This is a genomic window from Chryseobacterium binzhouense (genome assembly GCF_007474545.1).
In the GTDB taxonomy this organism is placed as follows: Bacteria; Bacteroidota; Bacteroidia; order Flavobacteriales; family Weeksellaceae; genus Chryseobacterium; species Chryseobacterium binzhouense.
Genome location: NZ_VKOG01000009.1, coordinates 30,707 through 49,497, shown reverse-complemented (window position 1 = coordinate 49,497; position 18,791 = coordinate 30,707). Strand labels below are relative to the sequence as shown.

Sequence of the window (18,791 nt, the reverse complement as noted above, 5' to 3'; positions counted from 1 at the left end):
TTTAATGATGCGAAAGTGTTTTTAAATTAAAATATAAGATGAGATTCTTTTCTTCAGCAGTATTTTGATCCGGATTATTATCAATGTATTCATTACCGTTTTCAAATAAAATACGCCTGTTAAATGTAGAGAAATCATTTACAAAATAATCCAGTTTTTTGTCAAGAATTATATCTTTGGAAGTTCTTCGTTTTTCTGATATTTCATTGCAAAGCCTTTCAAAAATAAGGTTTGCATGACAACAAATAATACAACCCAAAGTGAAAAATATCAAAAGCCAGATTGTTGTGATTCCTTTTAATAATTTTAAATGAAAATGATATTCCTCAGCAAGTCTTACACCAATAAAACAAATTACAATGATAAAAGATATTGTTGTGAAAAACATAAGACGTGTTCCGGTAAGAGGAGAGTACGAAATGATAAGTATTGTTAAAAAACCCATGATTAAATGACTTATTACCAGCAAAAATTCTTTACGCGAAAATTTCCTTTTTTTGATCAGATAAACAAACGCAGTTATAACAATTCCCAAAACAATCATCAGTTCTAGATTGAAATAATAATATGTTTTTAAAATTTTTGTGAAAGTAGAAATATAATCAGAAAGACTAAATCCGTACTGAACTTTACCTACAGTTTTATATTTAATCGAATTTGCCGGTGCAAAAAATAAAGCCAGATAACCAATCGCAATGGAAATATTAGTTATTATGATATTGAAATCTGGCAGTTTCTTGTTTTGAAGTAGAAATTTTAAACCAAATAGTCCAGAAAATAGCAGAAGAACAGGGGGAACATGCTCATTACCCATTCCTATAACAAAACCTACAAAACATAATAAAACAGCTTTTACAGGAGATTTTGGAAGTACATTATTCTGAAAAACAAAATATTCTGTCATTACAAACAAATACAAAAGATACAGAACATGTGTAAATGTATAATTGGTTGCAAAAGGGCTGTAATAAAACAGTTCTCCGAAATAATTAATTAAAAATATGAATACTCCTGCTAAAATTAAAAGTTTCCACATATCTTCTTTATCAGAAATTTTTGGAAATCTTCTGAAAATATTAGCAAATAATGCCCATAAAAACCCGTTGAAAATGAGAAAACTGAATATTAGTTTTAATATTTTACTTCGTGCAACAATATTTAGAAAAAACTGCCCAATTCTTGGATTTACATAATTATAGCTAGTCCAGTATTCAGAAAAAGCATACGGCAATTGTGTCTTGTCGAGATAGTAAAATTCATCACGGGTAACCGGAAACCAATACACACTCAAAAGAAATCCGATATTGATAAACACAATTAAAAATAAAGGTAAATATTTAGTCTTCATTTTTAATAATTTCGTTAAAATACAATGGTCTGTTTTTTACTTCTATATGAATTCTGCCTATATATTCCCCCAAAATACCCAGGAAAAGCATAATCAGAGAACAGAAAAAAATCATTACTGAAAGAAGAGTCAGAAACCCTGTTTTTGGCTCATGGTTAAGGTGGCTTTTGTAAATAGAAAATGCTAAAAACAAAATAGAACTGAAACAGCCTAAAAAACCTAATAACGTTGCTAATCTCAATGGTTTTACAGAAAACTGGATAACGCTGTCAATGGCAAGTTTATAAAGTTTCAAAAAATTATATTTAGAAGTTCCTGCATATCTTTTGGGAGCTGTAAATTCCAAGATCAAAGCATCCTGAAGCCCAACCAGCGACAGCATTCCCCGGAACATCCTGTCAGTCTCATTAAGCTGATTTATCCATACTACATATTTTTTGTCTAGAAGTCTGAAATCAGGCATATTTCTCGGGATTTTTACATCAGAAAGAAAGTTTAGAATTCTGTAATAAGTATTTCCAAGAATTCTGTATTTTAATCCTTTATCTTCATTATCTGTCCTTTGAGTAAGAACTAATTTATAACCCTCTATCCATTTCTGAATCATTTCTGCAGCCATTGCAGGCGGATGTTGCAGATCCGCATCCATAAAAAGCACCGCAAACTCTTTCTCTTTGTTTTGCTGTGCAACATAATTTAATCCTGCGGTCATAGCCATTTCATGTCCGAAATTCTTAGACTGGTTAATGATCGTAATACAAGAATCTTTTTTTTGTAACTCCTTTAATATGTGCAGCGTATGATCCTTCGAACCGTCATTTACAAAAACCATCTCATAATTTTCAAAAGAAATCCTATTTAATTCTTCATGAAGACCAGAATAAAGAACTTCCAGATTCTCTTCTTCGTTATAAGCAGATATAATCAGATAAACTTTCCTCATAATTATACAGTGTTTCTTTAGTAAAAGTAATTAATGGCAATCAGAATTTATTTCACAAAAACTCCAACAAATTTTCCCTCAAATTCAACTACAACGGGAGTAATTTTCTGCTGTTCGCAGAAGTCCTGAAAAGCAGAATTATCGTTAATGTCATCAGAAATGAAAACCCCTCCTTTTCTTAATCTTGGATAAAGTGTTTCATAAGCCCATTTCATTCCCTCATAGGATTTGTCGGAATCATAATGCATCACGTCTACCTCTCCACATTCCTTTAAAATTTTAGGTAAAGATTCACGGTCAGCATGACGAAAAAGCTTCCAGTTACTTTTTAGATCTTCAGCAACAACACAACCTACATATCTATCTCCATTCTGCCCCAGATAAGGCATATCAGAACTGTATAAAATTCCGTTTCTTTTTTGAAGAGAAGTAAGTATTGCAAACGAGCTCCATCCATAGGCGACGCCGGTTTCTATAGCAGATTTTGCCTGAGTAAATTCACAAGCACTGTATAAAAGCTCTAATGCCCCAGCACCTCCCATTTTTACGGGACATGCATTTTGAAGATCTAAAGCATGTTTAAATTCTTGAGGATATTTTTCTGAAAATCTCTGAAAATCTAAACCAAATATTTTTTTAATTGCTTCCTGCTGACTCACAGCAATTTTTGAAGCCCAAAGATTGGTTTTTTCTTTTCCTTTAAAAGCATTATTTCTGTTAAAAATATTCTTGATTATTTTTCTACCCAGTTCAGGATAGAGATCCGGACGCTTCAGGTACCCTATAAAAGTTTTGAGAACTCGTCTTATTTCGCTCACAGTGTTTATTTTAATGTTACAAAAATAAAGATTTTTATCAGATTGAGCAGAATATTTATCTTTGTGTAAATTTATTAACATAAAAGATGCGTCCCTCATGATAAAATTTTCAATCTTAATTGCCAATTACAACAACGGAAAGTTCTTTCATGACTGCTATCATTCCATTATTGCACAAAATTTTAAAAATTGGGAAGTTATTATTTTGGATGATGCTTCTACAGATAACTCTTTAAAAATCATTTCTGAACTTGTAGCTGATGATCCTCGTTTTAAAATCTATAAAAATGATGTAAACAGCGGAGTTGGCATTACAAAAAGCAAACTGATTGAGCTTGCAACTGGAGATATATGCGGATTTGTAGATCCCGATGATGCCATTACATTCAATGCTCTGGAATCTGCAGTTAATGTTTTTAAAAAAGATCACAAGATTGTACTTACATATTCCAGTTTCGTAAAATGTGATGAACAATTGAAACCTGTTGAGTCATTCATATCAGGAATGCAGGTGGTCAATAATGATCCTTACTTTTTCAACTGCCCTGTACACATTGTGCATTTTGTATGTTTCAGAAAAGATGTCTATGAAAAGACCGAGAAAATAAATACTGAAATGAAAATTGCAGAAGATCAGGATCTGTATCTGAAAATGTATGAAAAAGGTAATGTAAAATACATCAATGAACCAAATTATCTGTACCGTACACATTCCGGAGGAATTTCACAGAATGAAAACCTGCCTAAAGCCAGAGAGTATTTTGCAAAAGTAATTTTCAATGCGATGAAAAGACGTGGCTTACAAACCATTAACGGAAAAAAAATCCCTTCAAAATACAGCCAGCCAAAAGAGATTTATGATCTTTTGGAATACCAGAACTCAATCTCCTTCCGGATTTTGAAAAAATTGAAAATAATGATGCAGTAAAATCAGGATGAAAGAAAATAAAAAAATAAAAGTACTGTTCAGACACCGTTCTATGGAGATGGGAGGTGTAGAAAAGGTTGTTCTCAGCATGCTGAATCATCTCAGCAAGGAAAAATTTGAGATTACTTTATGTCTTAATATCAATCAGGGAGAGCTCCGTAATGAAATTCCGTCTCATGTAAGAAAAGTTTTTATCGCCGGAGGAAAAGAAGATTTTTCTGCAAACCCTCTTATTCATAAATTGCAGCTTGCAAAAAGAAAACTGAGGCTCAATAAAGCCAGCAGAAACCCTAAAATTTCTACTAAAATTTTAAATGACCATTTTGATGTAGAAATAGCTCCTACTTACGCAGCTTTTTCTTCAGTTTTAAATTCATCAAACAAAAATTCAAAAAAAATTGGTTGGTTTCATTCAGACATTACGCTACCCAAATTACAGCCGCTGGTGCCGGAAATTTTAAAACAGATTCCTCAGTTTGATTATTTCATTTTCGGATCTCAGCAAACCAAGGATATCTTGATAGAAACATACCCAAATTTACACATTCCTGAAAATCAGGTTATCAGAAATGCCATTCCGATTGAAGAAATAAAAAATAAAGCCAGCGAAAGTGCTCTTCAGCTTCCCGAAAAAATCATTTTTGTTTCCGTGGGCAGGCTCCACAGCAGAAAAGGTTTTCATAAACTTATGCAGGCTCATTCCAGATTGATAAATGACGGTTTCGATCATCATATTATCATTATTGGTGACGGTGAGGAAATGACAAACCTTAAAAAACAGGCTCTGGAGCTAGGTGTTACAAAAACTTTTGAGCTAATCGGTTCATTACTTAATCCATATCCCTACGTCAAAAATGCAGACTTTTTTATTCTGCCTTCAGAATCTGAAAGTTGGCCATTGATTATTGCTGATTCTTTGATCTTACAAAAGCCCATCATTTCAACAAATGTAGGAGGTATTCCTGAGATGATTACCCATGATAAAACAGGATATCTTATCAATTATAGCATAGAAGAAATGTATGATGCCACGAAGAAGTTTATGATAGAACCTGAATATGTTAATAAGATTAAAGAAAATTTGACAAATATTGAAACAGAATTTGACAATCAGAAAATTTTTGATGCCGTTGAGAATATCATTATTAAATTAGCAGAAAAATAACTTGATGAATTTACTGTACCGTATTGTTATAAAAATACATACGATTTGGAAACAGCTTTACGACAAATCCTACATTGAAATTTGTAAAGTTAAAGGCATGAAAGTTGGGAAGAATGTCATTTTTATTGAAGCCCCTTCGTTTGGCTCTGAGCCCTATCTTATAGAAATTGGAGATCGCACAAAAATTACAGCAGGTTGCACCTTCATCAATCATGACGGGGCCATGTATGTAATCAGAAATATAGAAAAATATGAAGATGCGAGAAATTTTGGCAGAATCAGGCTTGGAGAAAACTGTTTCGTAGGAAATAACTGCACATTTTTACCAGGATCAAGTATGGGAAACAACTGTATTCTGGGAGCAGGATCAGTTTTAAATTCATCAATGCCGGATAATTCTGTTTATGCAGGAGTTCCTGCAAAATTTATATGCACCATAGAAGAATATGGCAATAAGGCTCTGGAAAATAATGTAATGTATCCGCGTGAGCTAGAAGTCATAAGACCAAAGCTTGATGCTTATATAAAAGAAAACCTGCCGCACAAATATAAACCTATAAAAAAATAGATGCGCCCCAAAAAGAAAATCCTCATCAGAATAGGTTCTCTGCGCCACGGTGGTGCAGAAAAAGTTTTGGCGACCTTTCTTAAAAATCTACCTGAAGATAAATATGAAATAGATTTGCTTTTAAACTTATACTCAGGAAAGTATTTGAGTGAAATCCCGAAATGGATCAACATTATCTATCTGAATAAAGGAGAGATGATTACTACTAACCGTTTGCAGGATCTTCCAAAGAAAGCATTTAGAGTTTTTTACCAAGGTTTACTGAAAAAATTTCCAAAAATTCTATATTCTGTTATTCTCAAAAACAAAAAATACGACATAGAATTTGCCGCCATTCACGGAATGAGAGACGAGATTCTAAACTCCCCCATTTCTTCATCTAAAAAAATGGTCTGGATTCATAATGATCTCACTAAAACAGAATTTCACCATTATACGGATGATGAGTTTAGAAAATTCTTTGGGTTTGATAAAATAATGGTGATTTCAGAGAAAATTCAAAACGATTTTGAAAAATTAGCCCGAAATGAAAAGGAGAAAAACAAAATCGTCAGAATTTACAACCCTTTGGATACGGAAGAAATTCTAAAAAAGTCCAATGAAAAAGCAACAGATTTCTTCGTTCCTCACAATGACAACCAACAACCAACAACCAACAACCGACAACCAACTCTCGTAAGTGTAGGAACGGTTTTCCCACAGAAAGGTTTTGACAGATTGCTGAAAGTTCATAAAAAACTTTTGGATGAAGGCTACCAACATCGGGTTCAAATTATTGGCGACGGTTATGATTTTGAAAACATCCGAAAATTAAAAGCAGAATTAGGCGTAGATAATACTGCTGAAATGCTTGGTTTTACAGACAATCCTTATCCCTATTTTAAAGCAGCAGAGTTTTATATTCTCAGTTCAAGATACGAAGGCTTTCCTACGGTTTTGTTTGAAGCGATTACGCTTAAGAAAAACATTATTGCTACAGAAGTTTCCGGAGTAAATGAAATGCTGGAAAACGGCAAATTAGGCTTAATTGTTGAGAATTCCGAAGAAGGAATTTATGAGGGAATGAAAAAGGCATTGACAACACCAGATCATTTTAACACCTATCAAAACAATCTTAAAGATTATCAAATGCCTTTTAGTCTGCAAAATTCTGTCAATTCTATTATGGAAATTATTGACGAGCTTTCTGTATAAATCTAAGTATTTTGCACCACCAGAAAGTACAAAGGCATCCCGATTGTTATATTCATAGGGAAAGTAACTGCCAGTGCCATCGGTAAAAACAATCCCGGATTGGCTTTCGGCACAGATATTTTCATTGCGGCAGGTACGGCGATATAAGATGCACTTGCCGCAAGAATAGCAAAAATAAAACGGCTAGAAACATCAGGAGTAACCCACGAACTTATCCACGCAACAATACAGCCGTTTATCAACGGAATAATCGCTGCAAATAAAATAGGAAACCAGCCGAAAGAGAAAAAAGATTTTAGCTTTCGTCCGCTGGTAACACCCATATCCAAAAGAAAAATGGCTAAAAACCCTTTGAATAAATCGTTGGTAAAAGGTTTTATACCTTCTGCCTGTTTATCATCGGCTAAAAAACCAATTGCCAAACTTCCCAAAATAAGCAACACGCTTCCGTTGGTAAATGAATGTTTAATGGCGGTTCTTTTTTTGATTTCACTGCCCTGATCTTTCCCAAAAATTGAAATAAGCACTAAGCCCATAATAATTGCCGGAGATTCCATCAGCGCCATAATGGCTACCATATGACCGTGCAACTCCAACTGCTGAGTTTCTAAATAACTGGCTGCGGTCACAAAAGTTACGGCACTTACCGAGCCATAAGCTGCAGCAATAGCTCCTGCATCATAGAGTGATAAACGCTTCTTTAAAATAAAAAATGTGTACAGCGGAATCACCAGCGATAAAGCAATTCCGAAAAGCATAGACCAACCGATTTCTGCCGTAAAATGCTCGTGCGACAATTCCTGTCCGCCTTTAAATCCAATAGCAAAAAGCAGGTATAAAGAGATAAACTTGGAAGAGTTGGGCGGTATTTCCAAATCGCTTTTTACCAGCACAGCTATTACCCCCAACACAAAAAACAACAGTGCAGGATTGGTTAAATTTTCTATCAATAAATCAAAATTCATTCGTTTAATTTTACTTAATTTTTTATCTTTTTACGGCGCGGCTGAGCCTGTCATTTAATGTGATTCCCAAACCGTTATCTGGTAAACGTTCAGCAATAATGATGTCCAAATCCATTGCATCCAACCGATGCAAAGCGGCATACAAATTTTTGGTGGCTTCTTTTAAATCTCCTTTTACAGAAAGAACTTCCTGATACGCAACTGCTGTTTTCGTTTGATTTTTAAATATTAAAGCACCAATTCTTTTTCCTGAATTTTTCTGAATTTCGTTTTCAATATTTTCCGTAAGTACCGCAGGAGTTTTGGGGGCATAATGTTTTGAAAGCATTCCGGGTGCATCGGGCGTGGTATCGTTGTGGGTTATGGTTTCTATTTTGCCAATCACCTGCTCTATTTCTTCTACTGATACCGAACCGTGCCGGTACAAAACAACTGAATCGCCCCGAAAACCAACAATAGTAGATTCTACTCCGTTTGCACAATTTCCGCCATCTAAAATAACGGGCAGTTTGTCTTGAAAATAATTACTGACGTGTTGTGGAGAAGTAGGACTAATGCTTCCAAAAGGATTAGCGCTGGGTGCTACTAAAGGAAAATCTAACTGTTCCAATAACGCCAATGCAACTAAATGCTGCGGAATTCTTACCGCCACAGTATCTTTTCCAGCCGTTACCAAATCAGGAATATGAGCCTGCTTTTTCAATACTAAAGTGAGCGATCCTGGCCAGAATTTTTCTGCAAGTATCTTTGCTTTTTCCGGAATTTCCCTTGCTACTTCTTTCAACTGTGCTACCGAATGCAGATGCACAATTAACGGATTGTACAACGGTCTTTTTTTAAGCTCAAAAATTTTTTTAATGGCCGTTTCGTTGTAAGCATTTCCTGCCAAACCATAAACCGTTTCTGTTGGCAGCGCTATCAACTCATTATTTTCTAATGCTTCTATAGCTTTTTGAATATCTTTTGTAATCATTTTTTCTTCATTAAGGATTGCAGAAATCGCAGTACATAGGATCTTCCAATTGTTTTTGATGCGGATATTTTTCCTCTTTTTTAAAATCGCACTTTTTACAAGAATAAATGTAACTGAGCGTGCTTCTGGTAGGAAAACCACATTGTGCGCAAAGCAAACCTTTCACGGCTTCGGTAATATCAAAACCGGGTGTTTGGCAATTGGGGCAGGTACATTTAATTTTTTCCACCAGTTTTTTTGCGGTTTTTTCAATCACGCTCATTCTGGTAGGATTGTACATTGCCCGCATATCGGTTTCTACAAATGCTTTTCCGTATAGTTTTTGAAATTCTTTAAAACTATTGAGCAGCGTAGTTTCATCTGTAATTCCTTTTACCAAATGGGTAGCATCCTGCGCTTCTTTTCTAATAATCAAGCCGTGCTGCGGAAAACCTGCTTTAGCAGCAAACTCCAATAATTCCTTTTCTGTTGCCACTTCTGATCCTGCAAAATTGGTTTCCAAACTTATTTCTCGGGCTATAATTTCCAGCTTATTTTTTTCATCCAGCAACACCAGAAATTCTTCGTCTGCCGAAGCAAAAAACACACTGGGATGCGCCCCAAAAGAACCTTCGCTTGCAATAGCCAAATCGCATTTTTCCAAACTCATCGCTGCTCTGCATTTTTCTTTTACCGTGGTAAGCGGATCGTTTTCGCGTTCTACGTCCCCTGTAAAAGTTCCTAAAACATCTGTATCAAACTGCTGCGAAACAATACATTTTACCCCAAATTCTTTTTCAAAAATTGGGGCAATCACCTTCTCTTTTTGATGTTTGGTTGCAATAAGCAGGGTTCTTCCTTCAAACATATTTATTCTTCAATAAAAGAAATATGAATTTCTGATGATAAATGAAGTCTTTTATGATGCTGTTGCGCCCAGGTGAAAATTTCGTTCAGCCGCTGCAATTCTTTTTTAAGTTCCGGAATTCTGCTTACCGCAGTTTCGTCATCCTTTCCGAACCGCTCAATACTGCTGAAATTCTTATGCTCATGGAATTTAATTTTAGTCATAAAAACATTCTGCAAAATTTCTTTGGCTTCTTCTGTGGTAAAGTTCCCTTCTATAAGGGTCAATTTTTCTAAATTATTCATTGTCTTTATTATTTTGAGGTGAAAATTTCTGTAAACAATCTGCTCCGGTAACAATAGCCAGCAAAGTAAACAGATGGCTGTAGATGGTATTTTCTATGAAGATTCCTAACATTAGGGACAACATCAAAAATCCTAATGATAGGGCAAGACTTAGATTTTTAGTTATCATAAAAATTATTTTAAATGATTTTTACTGTCCCTGCCCCAGAGAATATCCGGCTTTTCCATCAAATTCATACAGATTTTCTGTTTTAATGACATCAATTTCCTGATGCAGCGCGCTTTGCAATAACTGAATGATATGTTCTTTCTGAATTTTCTGATTTTCAGAAGGTTTGAATCTGCATCTCCAATGATCGGTACAGAAAGTTTCTTTAAAACCATCGGGCCACACCTTAATACCACGGTTGGTAATCATTGTAAGTTGAATGCCTTCTGTTTGAATTTTTTTCATTTTCTCTGCCAATTCGTTAGGATCTGTTCCGCTCCAATGCACGAAAACATCTACTCCTGCCAATTCTTTTTTCGCCGAAGGTTTTCTTTGGTATTTTGGAAGATCCATTACCGTATTGTTGGCATAATGCACCGGTTTTAGCTGGGCTGGTTTTTGTCCCAGATTAGCAATTACGGCATCGGCAAACGCTTGGGTTCCTACTTTTTGTTTGCTGGTTTCATCGCTGAAAATATCTTGGGTATGAATACCGTCTTCCAGCGTTTTCAGCCACGCATTGTGTACTTTTTCGGCCACCTCGTTTTGTCCGATATGGTTCAGCATCATCACCGCTCCCTGCAATAAACCTGAAGGATTAGCAACGTTTTGTCCTGCAATGGTAGGCGCAGAACCGTGTATCGCTTCGAACATAGAACATTCTTCGCCGATATTGGCAGAGCCTGCTAAACCAACAGAACCCGTAATTTGTGCAGCTATATCGCTGATGATGTCTCCGTATAAATTCGGCATCACAATCACATCAAAATCTTCCGGTGTATCTGCCACTTTTGCAGCACCTATATCAACAATCCAGTGTTCATTTTCTATTTCCGGATATTCTTTTGCAATTTCATTGAACACCTGGTGAAACAATCCGTCGGTTTGTTTCATAATATTGTCTTTGCTAAAGCAGGTTACCTTTTTTCGGTTTTGCTGTTTTGCATATTCAAAAGCATATCTTACAATTTTTTCGCAGCCCGGTCTGCTGATGAGTTTCAGACATTGTATTACCTCATCGGTCTGCTGATGTTCTATTCCTGCATACAAATCTTCCTCATTTTCTCTCACAATCACCATATCCATTACCGGGTGTTTGGTACTTACGAAAGGGTGCAAACTGGTGCAAGGTCTTACGTTGGCGTACAATCCTAAAAATTTTCGGGTAGTTACATTCAGACTTTTATATCCTCCGCCTTGAGGAGTGGTGATAGGTGCTTTCAGGAAAATTTTATTTCTTCTGATAATATCCCAGCTTTCGGAAGAAATTCCGGAAGTGTTTCCGGACAGATATATTTTCTCTCCAATTTCTATTTCATCAATTTCCAATTGTGCTCCTGCTGCTAAAATTATTTTCAGGGTTGCATCCATAATTTCCGGACCTATACCATCACCTTTAGCTACTGTAATTCTTTTCATTGAATAATTTTTAGTTTGTTATTTCTGTGGACAAATTTGAGAAATGAAATTCATAAATTTTTATTTATTTTTGTAATGTTTTATATAAACATATTTTATGAATTACACGTTAAATCAACTACAGATATTCCTGAAAATTGTACAGACTCAGAGCGTTACAAAAGCTTCGGAAGAGCTTCATCTGACGCAGCCTGCAGTTTCGATACAATTGAGAAACTTTCAGGATCAGTTTAATATTCCGCTTACTGAAGTCATTGGCAGAAAAATTTACATTACCGATTTTGGCAGAGAAATAGCCAAAGCAGCCGAAGTAATTATTCAGCAGGTACACGCCATTAATTATAAAACGATGGCTTATAAAGGGCAACTTACAGGCAGATTAAAAATTTCTGTAGTGTCTACCGGAAAATATGTGATGCCCTATTTTTTGAGCCAGTTTATGCAGCAACATCCCGGAATTGAGCTGGAAATGGATGTAACCAACAAACAAAAAGTAATAGAAAGTCTGGAAAATAATGAGGTAGATTTTGCGCTGGTTTCCATATTGCCTAAAAATTTAAGTATCGAAAAATTAGACTTACTGCAAAACAAACTTTTTTTGGTAGGAAATGCGCAGCAAAACGTGGAAAGTCAGGAAAATGTAAAAGATTTTTTTGAAAGTCTGCCGTTAATTTTTCGCGAAAAAGGTTCAGGAACCCGACAAACTATGGAAAAATTCATTAACCAAAACCATATTTCTGTACTCAAAAAAATGGAACTTACCTCCAACGAAGCGGTAAAACAGGCTTTGTTAGCAGGTTTAGGGTTTTCTATTATGCCGCTCATAGGAATCAGAAACGAGCTGCGGAATAAAGAGTTACAAATTATCCCGATGAAAGGTTTACCTATCAAAACCAACTGGAGTTTGATCTGGCTTAGAGAGAAAAAACACAGTCCGGTTTCTGAAGCATTTTTAGAATTTCTGCAAAAAGAAAAAGAAACTATTGCCCACGAAACGTTTAGGTGGTATGAGAAGTATTAATTTCTAAGACATAAAATCAAGTTTTTAAAATTAAATAGATTAGTTACAATTAATTACTTTTGTTTAAATTAATCAACATCAGTTGATCAATCTTCATTCTCTGCACAATATGAAAAATTACACTACAATACAGAAGGATTTCTACAGGGAAAGCGGAAAATGGCTTTCTAGCAAAGATATTTTGATAAAATGTATTAATCCAAACCTGCATTATATCTTTCTTTTGAGAAAGTGTCAAAAACATTCAAAAAAATCAATTCCGGGTATTTTCTGGAGATTTTTATTAAGACATTATCAGATTAAATACGGTTTTCAGATTTATCCTGAAACTGAGATAGGAGAAGGTTTTTATTTAGGACATTGGGGAGCAGTAGTCGTTAATCCCAAAACAAAAATTGGCAAAAACTGCAATATTGCACAAGGTGTAACCATCGCACAAGCCAACAGAGGAAAAAATGAAGGCGTTCCTGAGATTGGCAATCAGGTTTGGATTGGTCCTAATGCAGTAATTGTAGGAAAAATAAAAATTGGAGACAATGTACTTATTGCTCCAAATGCTTATGTTAACTCAGATGTTCCATCAAATTCTTTAGTTATCGGAAATCCTGCACAGATTATTTTAAAAGAAAATGCTACAGAGGGCTATATCAACCATTTAGTTTAACAAACCTTTTGCTGAAAGCAGAAACCACGCATTTATAAAGGGTTTGTTTAAATTTATTTTATTATATTTATACGTTTAAATTTAAAAAAATAACTAAATGTCTCAAAAGTACAACAAAATTTTTGAAAACAACAAAGCGTGGATTGACAAAAAGCTAGGCGAAGATGCCGATTTTTTCAAGAAACTATCTGCCGGTCAATCACCTGACTACCTGTACATCGGATGCAGTGACTCCAGAGTAACAGCAGAAGAACTAATGGGAGCCGGTCCTGGTGAAATTTTCGTCCACAGAAACATTGCTAATGTTGTAAACACTCTGGATATGAGTTCTACCGCTGTAATACAGTATGCTGTACAGCACTTAAAAGTAAAACACATTATTGTTTGCGGACATTACGGATGCGGTGGCGTAAAAGCGGCAATGACTCCACAAGATTACGGATTAATGAATCCTTGGCTAAGAAACATCAGAGATGTGTACAGATTACATCAGGCTGAGCTGGATGCAATAGAAAACGAACATCAAAGATACAACCGCTTAATAGAGCTAAATGTACAGGAACAATGCGTAAACGTCGTAAAAATGGCAGTGGTGCAAGAAAGATATATCCTGGAACAATATCCCATTGTACACGGATGGGTTTTTGATCTGGAAACAGGAAAAATCATTGATCTGAACATTGACTTTGAAAAAATATTAAAGGACATTCAGAAAGTATATGACCTTACCAATTCTGACTGGGTTATGAGCAGAAAAAACAACATCAATTTAAAAGATTAAGCCATCAATACATTACTGAAATACACGGGCATTTTAACGTTGGCAATTTTTGTCAACTTTATCGTTCTGCCTAGTTTATCCGTAATATTTGAATGGAATCTTACCACACTTAGCAATGATATAATCGAAGAAGAAGTAAAAACCAATACTGCGAATTTTAATGAAAAATTCCCACCTAAACCTTACAAATCCAGCGATTATATATTGGTAAAGCAATCTATAGAAGATAAAAAAAACAAATTCGAACAAAGAGATGTTTCTATACATCTAAACCCTTTTATCTCTATATTTTCACCGCCTCCCGAAGTTTAACATTAATATTTACAGCAATTAAATTATTAGTTGCCTGATACAGTGTGCTTATATTTTTCATATAAGTGTATTGTCATTTTATAATTATTATATTAAACTAAGTAATGAAAAAAGTTTCATTTTTTGCAGATTTAAAACAAAATCTGCCATCCGGATTAGTAGTATTTCTGGTAGCTCTTCCTTTGTGTTTGGGAATTGCGCTGGCTTCCGGAGCACCACCATTATCAGGGATTATTGCAGGTATCGTAGGTGGTCTTGTTATCGGATTTTTAAGTAACTCTAATATTTCTGTTTCTGGTCCGGCTGCAGGTCTCGCAGCAATTGTTTTGGCAGGAATTACTGATTTGGGAAGTTTCGAGCTGTTTTTGGCAGCCGGAATTATAGCAGGAGCTATACAGCTGGTTCTTGGTTTTTTAAGAGCAGGCAGTATTTCCAATTATTTCCCCAATAATGTAATCGAAGGAATGCTTGCAGGTATTGGTGTCATTATTATTTTGAAACAAATTCCCCATTCTGTGGGCTATGATAAAGATTTTGAAGGTAACCAAAGAATTTTTGACGGTTTTAATCTTCAGGAATATCTAACCAACCTAACCAGTGCAATTTCCACAGGAGCGGTAATTGTAACCTTGGTTTCGCTTGCGATTCTTATCACTTGGGACAAAGTTTATATTTTAAAAAGAATAAAAATGCTTCCCGGTGCTTTGGTGGCAGTAGCTGTAGGAATTGTTCTGAATGAAGTTTTTAAAGGCACCTCTTTAGAAATCGCTAAAGAACATCTGGTAAACCTACCGGTTCCTCAATCTACGGAGGACTTTAAAAAATTAATTACTTTTCCTGACTTCAAAGGATTTCTGGATGTAAAAGTCTGGATTTTAGGAGCAACTATAGCTGTTGTAGCATCAATAGAAACGTTGCTTTGTATAGAAGCATCTGACAGAATGGATGTACACAAGAGAATTACAGATACCAATCTGGAGTTAAAAGCTCAGGGAATAGGAAATCTGATCTCTTCATTCATTGGAGGATTACCAATGACATCAGTTGTCGTAAGATCTTCTGCCAATGCCAATGCCGGTGCAACCAGTAAAAGCTCTGCCATCATCCATGGTGTATTTATGTTGATTTGTGTGCTTACAATTCCTTTCCTGCTTAATAAAATTCCTTTGGCTACATTGGCTGCAGTATTGTTAATCGTAGGTTATAAACTTGCAAGTCCTTCCAAACTAAAACATTTTTGGGAAAAAGGAAAGTATCAGTTTCTGCCATTTATTGCTACATTAATCGCTGTTGTTGCATTAGATCTTCTAAAGGGTGTTGCTATAGGAATCGGCTTCTCTATATTCTACCTATTGCAGGGAAATATGAAAAGAGCCTATTACTTCAGTAAAGAACAGCTGGAAGATGCAGATGAGGTGAAAATTGATCTTGCTGAAGAAGTTTCTTTCTTAAACAAAGCCGCCATAAAGAAAACGCTTAAAAATATCGAATCTAATTCTAAAGTAGTTATTAATGCCAGCAAAACCTCCTATATTTCTGATGACATTATCGAAATGATAGAAGATTTTGCCAATGTAAGAGCTGTAGAAGAAAATATAGATGTGCGTTTGGAAGGCTTTAAAACTTCATACAAAGATTACGCAAATGATCAGCAATCACATGTAAAAGTAACACATAGACGAACAATCTAATCATTAAAAGCAGATGATTATTTTATGATAACCAACTTATTTTAGCATTCATATTCTTTCCGCCGCAAGCAAAGCTTACGGCGGATTTTATTTTCCGTTAAATGCAGACATCGTATTATTAATTCCTGCAAAAACAAATGAAAGACAGGCTTTTGCAGACTTTTCAATTCTTTCTGGCAGCTTTTCATTTTCTTCCTGATTCCAGCTTCCTAAAACGTAATCTACCTGCCGCCCTTCTGAAAACTCTGCCGAAATCCCAAAGCGAAGTCTCGCATAATTTTGAGTCTTTAAAACTTCCTGAATATTCTTCAGTCCGTTATGACCTGCGTCAGAACCCTTCATTTTCATTCTCAAAGTCCCAAAGGGCAAAGCGAGATCATCAGTAATGATCATTACATTTTCTAAGGGAATATTTTCTTTCTGCATCCAGTATTTTACAGCATTTCCGGAGAGATTCATGTAAGTGTCGGGCTTTAGAACAAAAACTTTTCTACCTTTATATTTACCTTCTGCCATCCAGCCAAAATTGGTTGTATTAAAAGAAACCTCAAGATCCTCAGCAATTTTTTCAGCTACTTTGAAACCTATATTATGACGGGTATTTTCATATTCTGTTCCTTTATTTCCAAGACCTACAATTAAATATTTCATGAAATTATTTTTTGCAAAATTAAGGTTTATAAAACAAAAAGCTCAACCCCATAAAAGGATTGAGCTAAAATATTTTAATGACATTATCTACAGAGGTTTGTAAAAATAATTTACTAAAAAACCTTGTGTAACATACATCTGAGGATCATATCTGTAATCTGTTGAGAATATAATAGGATCAGGAATAGGCATCATTAAATTTGTAAACGATACTCTTTTAGGATTGTTGGGCGACAAAATCATACTTCTGTCATCATTGATCTCTGTAGAGATTAAATGTGAAACTTTGTACTCAAAAGGAAGCAATGTATAAGCATTGATTTTGGAGTCATAATTGGAAAATTCAAAGCCATACCTCTGCGTAGGAGGGTCAAATGTATTACCGTTGAGTACTCCAATTTCTTTTAGAACATAAGATACATTATCTCCTAAATAGGTAAAAGTAGCTTTAGAATAATCTGTATAAACAAAAGAGCTTCCTCCTGCGTCTGCTCCGTCTCTCATATCAATAGAAGCAAGTTTTCCGGTTGTAGAGCTATACGTAAGATTATATAATGCTTTTCTTTTAGCTGAAACTACCCATGGCTGTGGAGGAGTTCCGGGAGCTTTTGTGTAAGTTGTTCTGTTTTCTGAAATCAATGTAAGCCTTCCCAAATTTCCATAAGTAAACTGTTGGGTATATGCCGTACTGTCTGTATCTAAAGTACCGTCTCCGTCAGAATCCAGAAAACCGTAATAAGTAATTTTGCTTATTTTATCACCGCTCCATTCGATATTGGTTACAGAGCCTTTTTCAGTTAATACTTTAGTTAAAAGCAGACCGCTGTACTGATATTCTGCAATAGTACCAACATCGGTAACTTCTCTGGATAAAGCTCTTGGACCGATAAGCCCCGTATTATCATTCAGATCCAAAAGCGGATCCCCTTCTTCATTTACCAAATCTTTACACGAGTGTATAGAAGACAAACCTGCTATTAGTATAACAAAATAGAAAAGTTTTTTCATTTCTAAATGGGATTATATAATTTTCTACAAATATAATTTTTTTTTGTATAAAAATTACCTTTTTACAGATATTATCACAAGAAATACAATAAAAAATAAATTACAAAGCTTTGTAAATATATTTCTGTGACTGTGACTGATCAGAAACCGGATAATTCTGAGAATCATACAGATAGTTGATCGTTCCAGGAATTGCTGGAGCTGGAGGTGTAACAATACTGAAATCTGTAAGGTTATTTGCCGATAAAGAATAAAAATTAAAAGGATGATATAAACTCCAAACAACAAAAAATTCTTTTGGTAACGTATTGTACGGATTTATTTTACTGTCATAACTACTATAATTATAGGTTGATGTGAACACTGTTGACATATCCGGAACTCCCGCAGAATTGGTCATTCCATTTTCCATAATCATTTTTGAAATATTGCTGCCAGTATATGTGATATTATAATTGAAAAAGAATGAGTAAGCATTTCCTGATTTTTTCTTTTCAACAATTTTTGTCATTTTGCCGGCTCCGTCATATGTATAGGTATATTCACTATCAAAATTAGGAACACCTCCTATCGTTCTATAACAGGTCGTGAAATTAATTTTCCCGCTAGCATCGTAAGTGATATTATATTCTTGCGACATATTATTTGCAGGCACGGAGCCATTAATTTCCTGATCAAACTTAACTTTCGTAATTTTCCCTGATGTGTAGGTAACTTTTCCTATGATATAAGAATTAGCCGCACTTGTTTCTTTAAAAATCGCTTTTTCAAGTATTGTCCCATTGGTTACATACTCCTGATTAATGATGTTGTTTGCAGTGATTTTATGTAAAATCCTCGGTCCTGTTATTGTTGTAGTACTTCCGCCTCCATTGGGACTGTTAGGATTATTCTTATTGTTGTTGATGGGATCTTCCGTCGTGTTATCGCAAGAAAATACAAATCCCATCGCAAGAATTGCAACAGCTTTAATGAAATAGTTTTTAATCATGGTTTTAATTTA

Annotated in this window: 21 protein-coding genes; 9 read left to right on the top strand and 12 right to left on the bottom strand. The window is 35.0% G+C overall.

What is annotated here, in order from left to right; all coding sequences use genetic code 11:
• Nucleotide 1 precedes the first annotated feature (1 nt).
• From FNE73_RS15955 to FNE73_RS15945, 3 genes are read right to left on the bottom strand one after another with little or no spacing between them, the layout of a single operon-like run.
• Entirely contained in the window at nt 2-1,348 is a 1,347-nt protein-coding gene (locus tag FNE73_RS15955; RefSeq protein ID WP_143885550.1) for a DUF6056 family protein, read from the bottom strand.
• Nucleotides 1,338-2,291 carry a glycosyltransferase family 2 protein gene (locus tag FNE73_RS15950; RefSeq protein WP_143885549.1) on the bottom strand — a complete coding sequence of 318 codons (954 nt, stop codon included), beginning with the start codon at nt 2,289-2,291 and terminating at the stop codon, nt 1,338-1,340. Before FNE73_RS15950 ends, FNE73_RS15955 begins: the two co-directional genes overlap by 11 nt.
• A 47-nt stretch (nt 2,292-2,338) precedes the next feature.
• Nucleotides 2,339-3,109, bottom strand: coding sequence for a class I SAM-dependent methyltransferase (locus FNE73_RS15945; RefSeq protein ID WP_228430168.1), 771 nt, complete (start codon nt 3,107-3,109; stop codon nt 2,339-2,341).
• 97 nt (nt 3,110-3,206) lie between these two features.
• Here FNE73_RS15945 and FNE73_RS15940 point away from each other — a divergent pair, with 97 nt between their 5' ends.
• The 4 genes from FNE73_RS15940 to FNE73_RS15925 are packed head-to-tail and all read left to right on the top strand — an operon-like array spanning nt 3,207 to nt 6,964.
• Nucleotides 3,207-4,037 carry a glycosyltransferase family 2 protein gene (locus FNE73_RS15940; RefSeq protein ID WP_228430165.1) on the top strand — a complete coding sequence of 277 codons (831 nt, stop codon included), beginning with the start codon at nt 3,207-3,209 and terminating at the stop codon, nt 4,035-4,037.
• A gap of 7 nt (nt 4,038-4,044) precedes the next feature.
• Complete coding sequence (locus FNE73_RS15935) at nt 4,045-5,202, top strand: glycosyltransferase (RefSeq protein WP_143885548.1); 1,158 nt, start codon at nt 4,045-4,047, stop codon at nt 5,200-5,202.
• 4 nt (nt 5,203-5,206) lie between these two features.
• On the top strand, nt 5,207-5,770 hold the full coding sequence (locus FNE73_RS15930) for an acyltransferase (protein ID WP_143885547.1): 564 nt from the start codon (nt 5,207-5,209) through the stop codon (nt 5,768-5,770).
• On the top strand, nt 5,771-6,964 hold the full coding sequence (locus FNE73_RS15925; protein ID WP_143885546.1) for a glycosyltransferase: 1,194 nt from the start codon (nt 5,771-5,773) through the stop codon (nt 6,962-6,964).
• A 2-nt stretch (nt 6,965-6,966) separates the two neighbouring features.
• On the opposite strand, the gene FNE73_RS15920 is transcribed toward FNE73_RS15925, so the two are convergent.
• The 6 genes from FNE73_RS15920 to FNE73_RS15900 are packed head-to-tail and all read right to left on the bottom strand — an operon-like array spanning nt 6,967 to nt 11,660.
• A complete protein-coding gene (locus tag FNE73_RS15920; protein WP_143885545.1) occupies nt 6,967-7,929 on the bottom strand; it encodes a sodium-dependent bicarbonate transport family permease in 963 nt (320 codons plus the stop codon).
• Nucleotides 7,930-7,951: 22 nt separating this feature from the next.
• Complete coding sequence (locus FNE73_RS15915) at nt 7,952-8,902, bottom strand: L-threonylcarbamoyladenylate synthase (protein ID WP_143885544.1); 951 nt, start codon at nt 8,900-8,902, stop codon at nt 7,952-7,954.
• 10 nt (nt 8,903-8,912) lie between these two features.
• Nucleotides 8,913-9,749 (bottom strand): DUF6671 family protein, encoded by an 837-nt coding sequence (locus FNE73_RS15910; protein WP_143885543.1) that lies wholly within the window; start codon nt 9,747-9,749, stop codon nt 8,913-8,915.
• Nucleotides 9,750-9,751: 2 nt separating this feature from the next.
• On the bottom strand, nt 9,752-10,033 hold the full coding sequence (locus FNE73_RS15905; protein ID WP_143885542.1) for a hypothetical protein: 282 nt from the start codon (nt 10,031-10,033) through the stop codon (nt 9,752-9,754).
• Complete coding sequence (locus FNE73_RS16785; RefSeq protein ID WP_185147368.1) at nt 10,026-10,202, bottom strand: hypothetical protein; 177 nt, start codon at nt 10,200-10,202, stop codon at nt 10,026-10,028. Before FNE73_RS16785 ends, FNE73_RS15905 begins: the two co-directional genes overlap by 8 nt.
• Nucleotides 10,203-10,223: 21 nt before the next feature.
• Nucleotides 10,224-11,660 carry an NADP-dependent isocitrate dehydrogenase gene (locus tag FNE73_RS15900; protein ID WP_143885541.1) on the bottom strand — a complete coding sequence of 479 codons (1,437 nt, stop codon included), beginning with the start codon at nt 11,658-11,660 and terminating at the stop codon, nt 10,224-10,226.
• Between the two features lie 97 nt (nt 11,661-11,757).
• On the opposite strand from FNE73_RS15900, the gene FNE73_RS15895 reads away from it, so the two are divergent.
• The 5 genes from FNE73_RS15895 to FNE73_RS15875 all read left to right on the top strand — a co-directional run bounded on the left by FNE73_RS15895 (nt 11,758) and on the right by FNE73_RS15875 (nt 16,129).
• A complete protein-coding gene (locus tag FNE73_RS15895) occupies nt 11,758-12,681 on the top strand; it encodes a LysR family transcriptional regulator (protein WP_143885540.1) in 924 nt (307 codons plus the stop codon).
• A gap of 109 nt (nt 12,682-12,790) precedes the next feature.
• Nucleotides 12,791-13,345, top strand: coding sequence for a serine O-acetyltransferase (locus tag FNE73_RS15890; protein ID WP_143885539.1), 555 nt, complete (start codon nt 12,791-12,793; stop codon nt 13,343-13,345).
• A gap of 97 nt (nt 13,346-13,442) precedes the next feature.
• A complete protein-coding gene (locus FNE73_RS15885) occupies nt 13,443-14,126 on the top strand; it encodes a carbonic anhydrase (protein WP_143885538.1) in 684 nt (227 codons plus the stop codon).
• 39 nt (nt 14,127-14,165) lie between these two features.
• Nucleotides 14,166-14,438 carry a hypothetical protein gene (locus tag FNE73_RS15880; RefSeq protein WP_143885537.1) on the top strand — a complete coding sequence of 91 codons (273 nt, stop codon included), beginning with the start codon at nt 14,166-14,168 and terminating at the stop codon, nt 14,436-14,438.
• 104 nt (nt 14,439-14,542) lie between these two features.
• Complete coding sequence (locus FNE73_RS15875) at nt 14,543-16,129, top strand: SulP family inorganic anion transporter (RefSeq protein WP_143885536.1); 1,587 nt, start codon at nt 14,543-14,545, stop codon at nt 16,127-16,129.
• 87 nt (nt 16,130-16,216) lie between these two features.
• Here the strand turns inward: FNE73_RS15875 and pth are convergent, their stop codons facing one another.
• The 3 genes from pth to FNE73_RS15860 form a co-directional block, all read right to left on the bottom strand.
• Complete coding sequence (gene pth / locus FNE73_RS15870) at nt 16,217-16,780, bottom strand: aminoacyl-tRNA hydrolase (protein WP_143885535.1); 564 nt, start codon at nt 16,778-16,780, stop codon at nt 16,217-16,219.
• Nucleotides 16,781-16,867: 87 nt separating this feature from the next.
• Entirely contained in the window at nt 16,868-17,788 is a 921-nt protein-coding gene (locus FNE73_RS15865; RefSeq protein WP_143885534.1) for a hypothetical protein, read from the bottom strand.
• A 100-nt stretch (nt 17,789-17,888) separates the two neighbouring features.
• Nucleotides 17,889-18,779, bottom strand: a complete 891-nt coding sequence (locus tag FNE73_RS15860; protein ID WP_143885533.1) for a hypothetical protein — start codon at nt 18,777-18,779, stop codon at nt 17,889-17,891.
• Between the last annotated feature and the right edge of the window lie 12 nt (nt 18,780-18,791).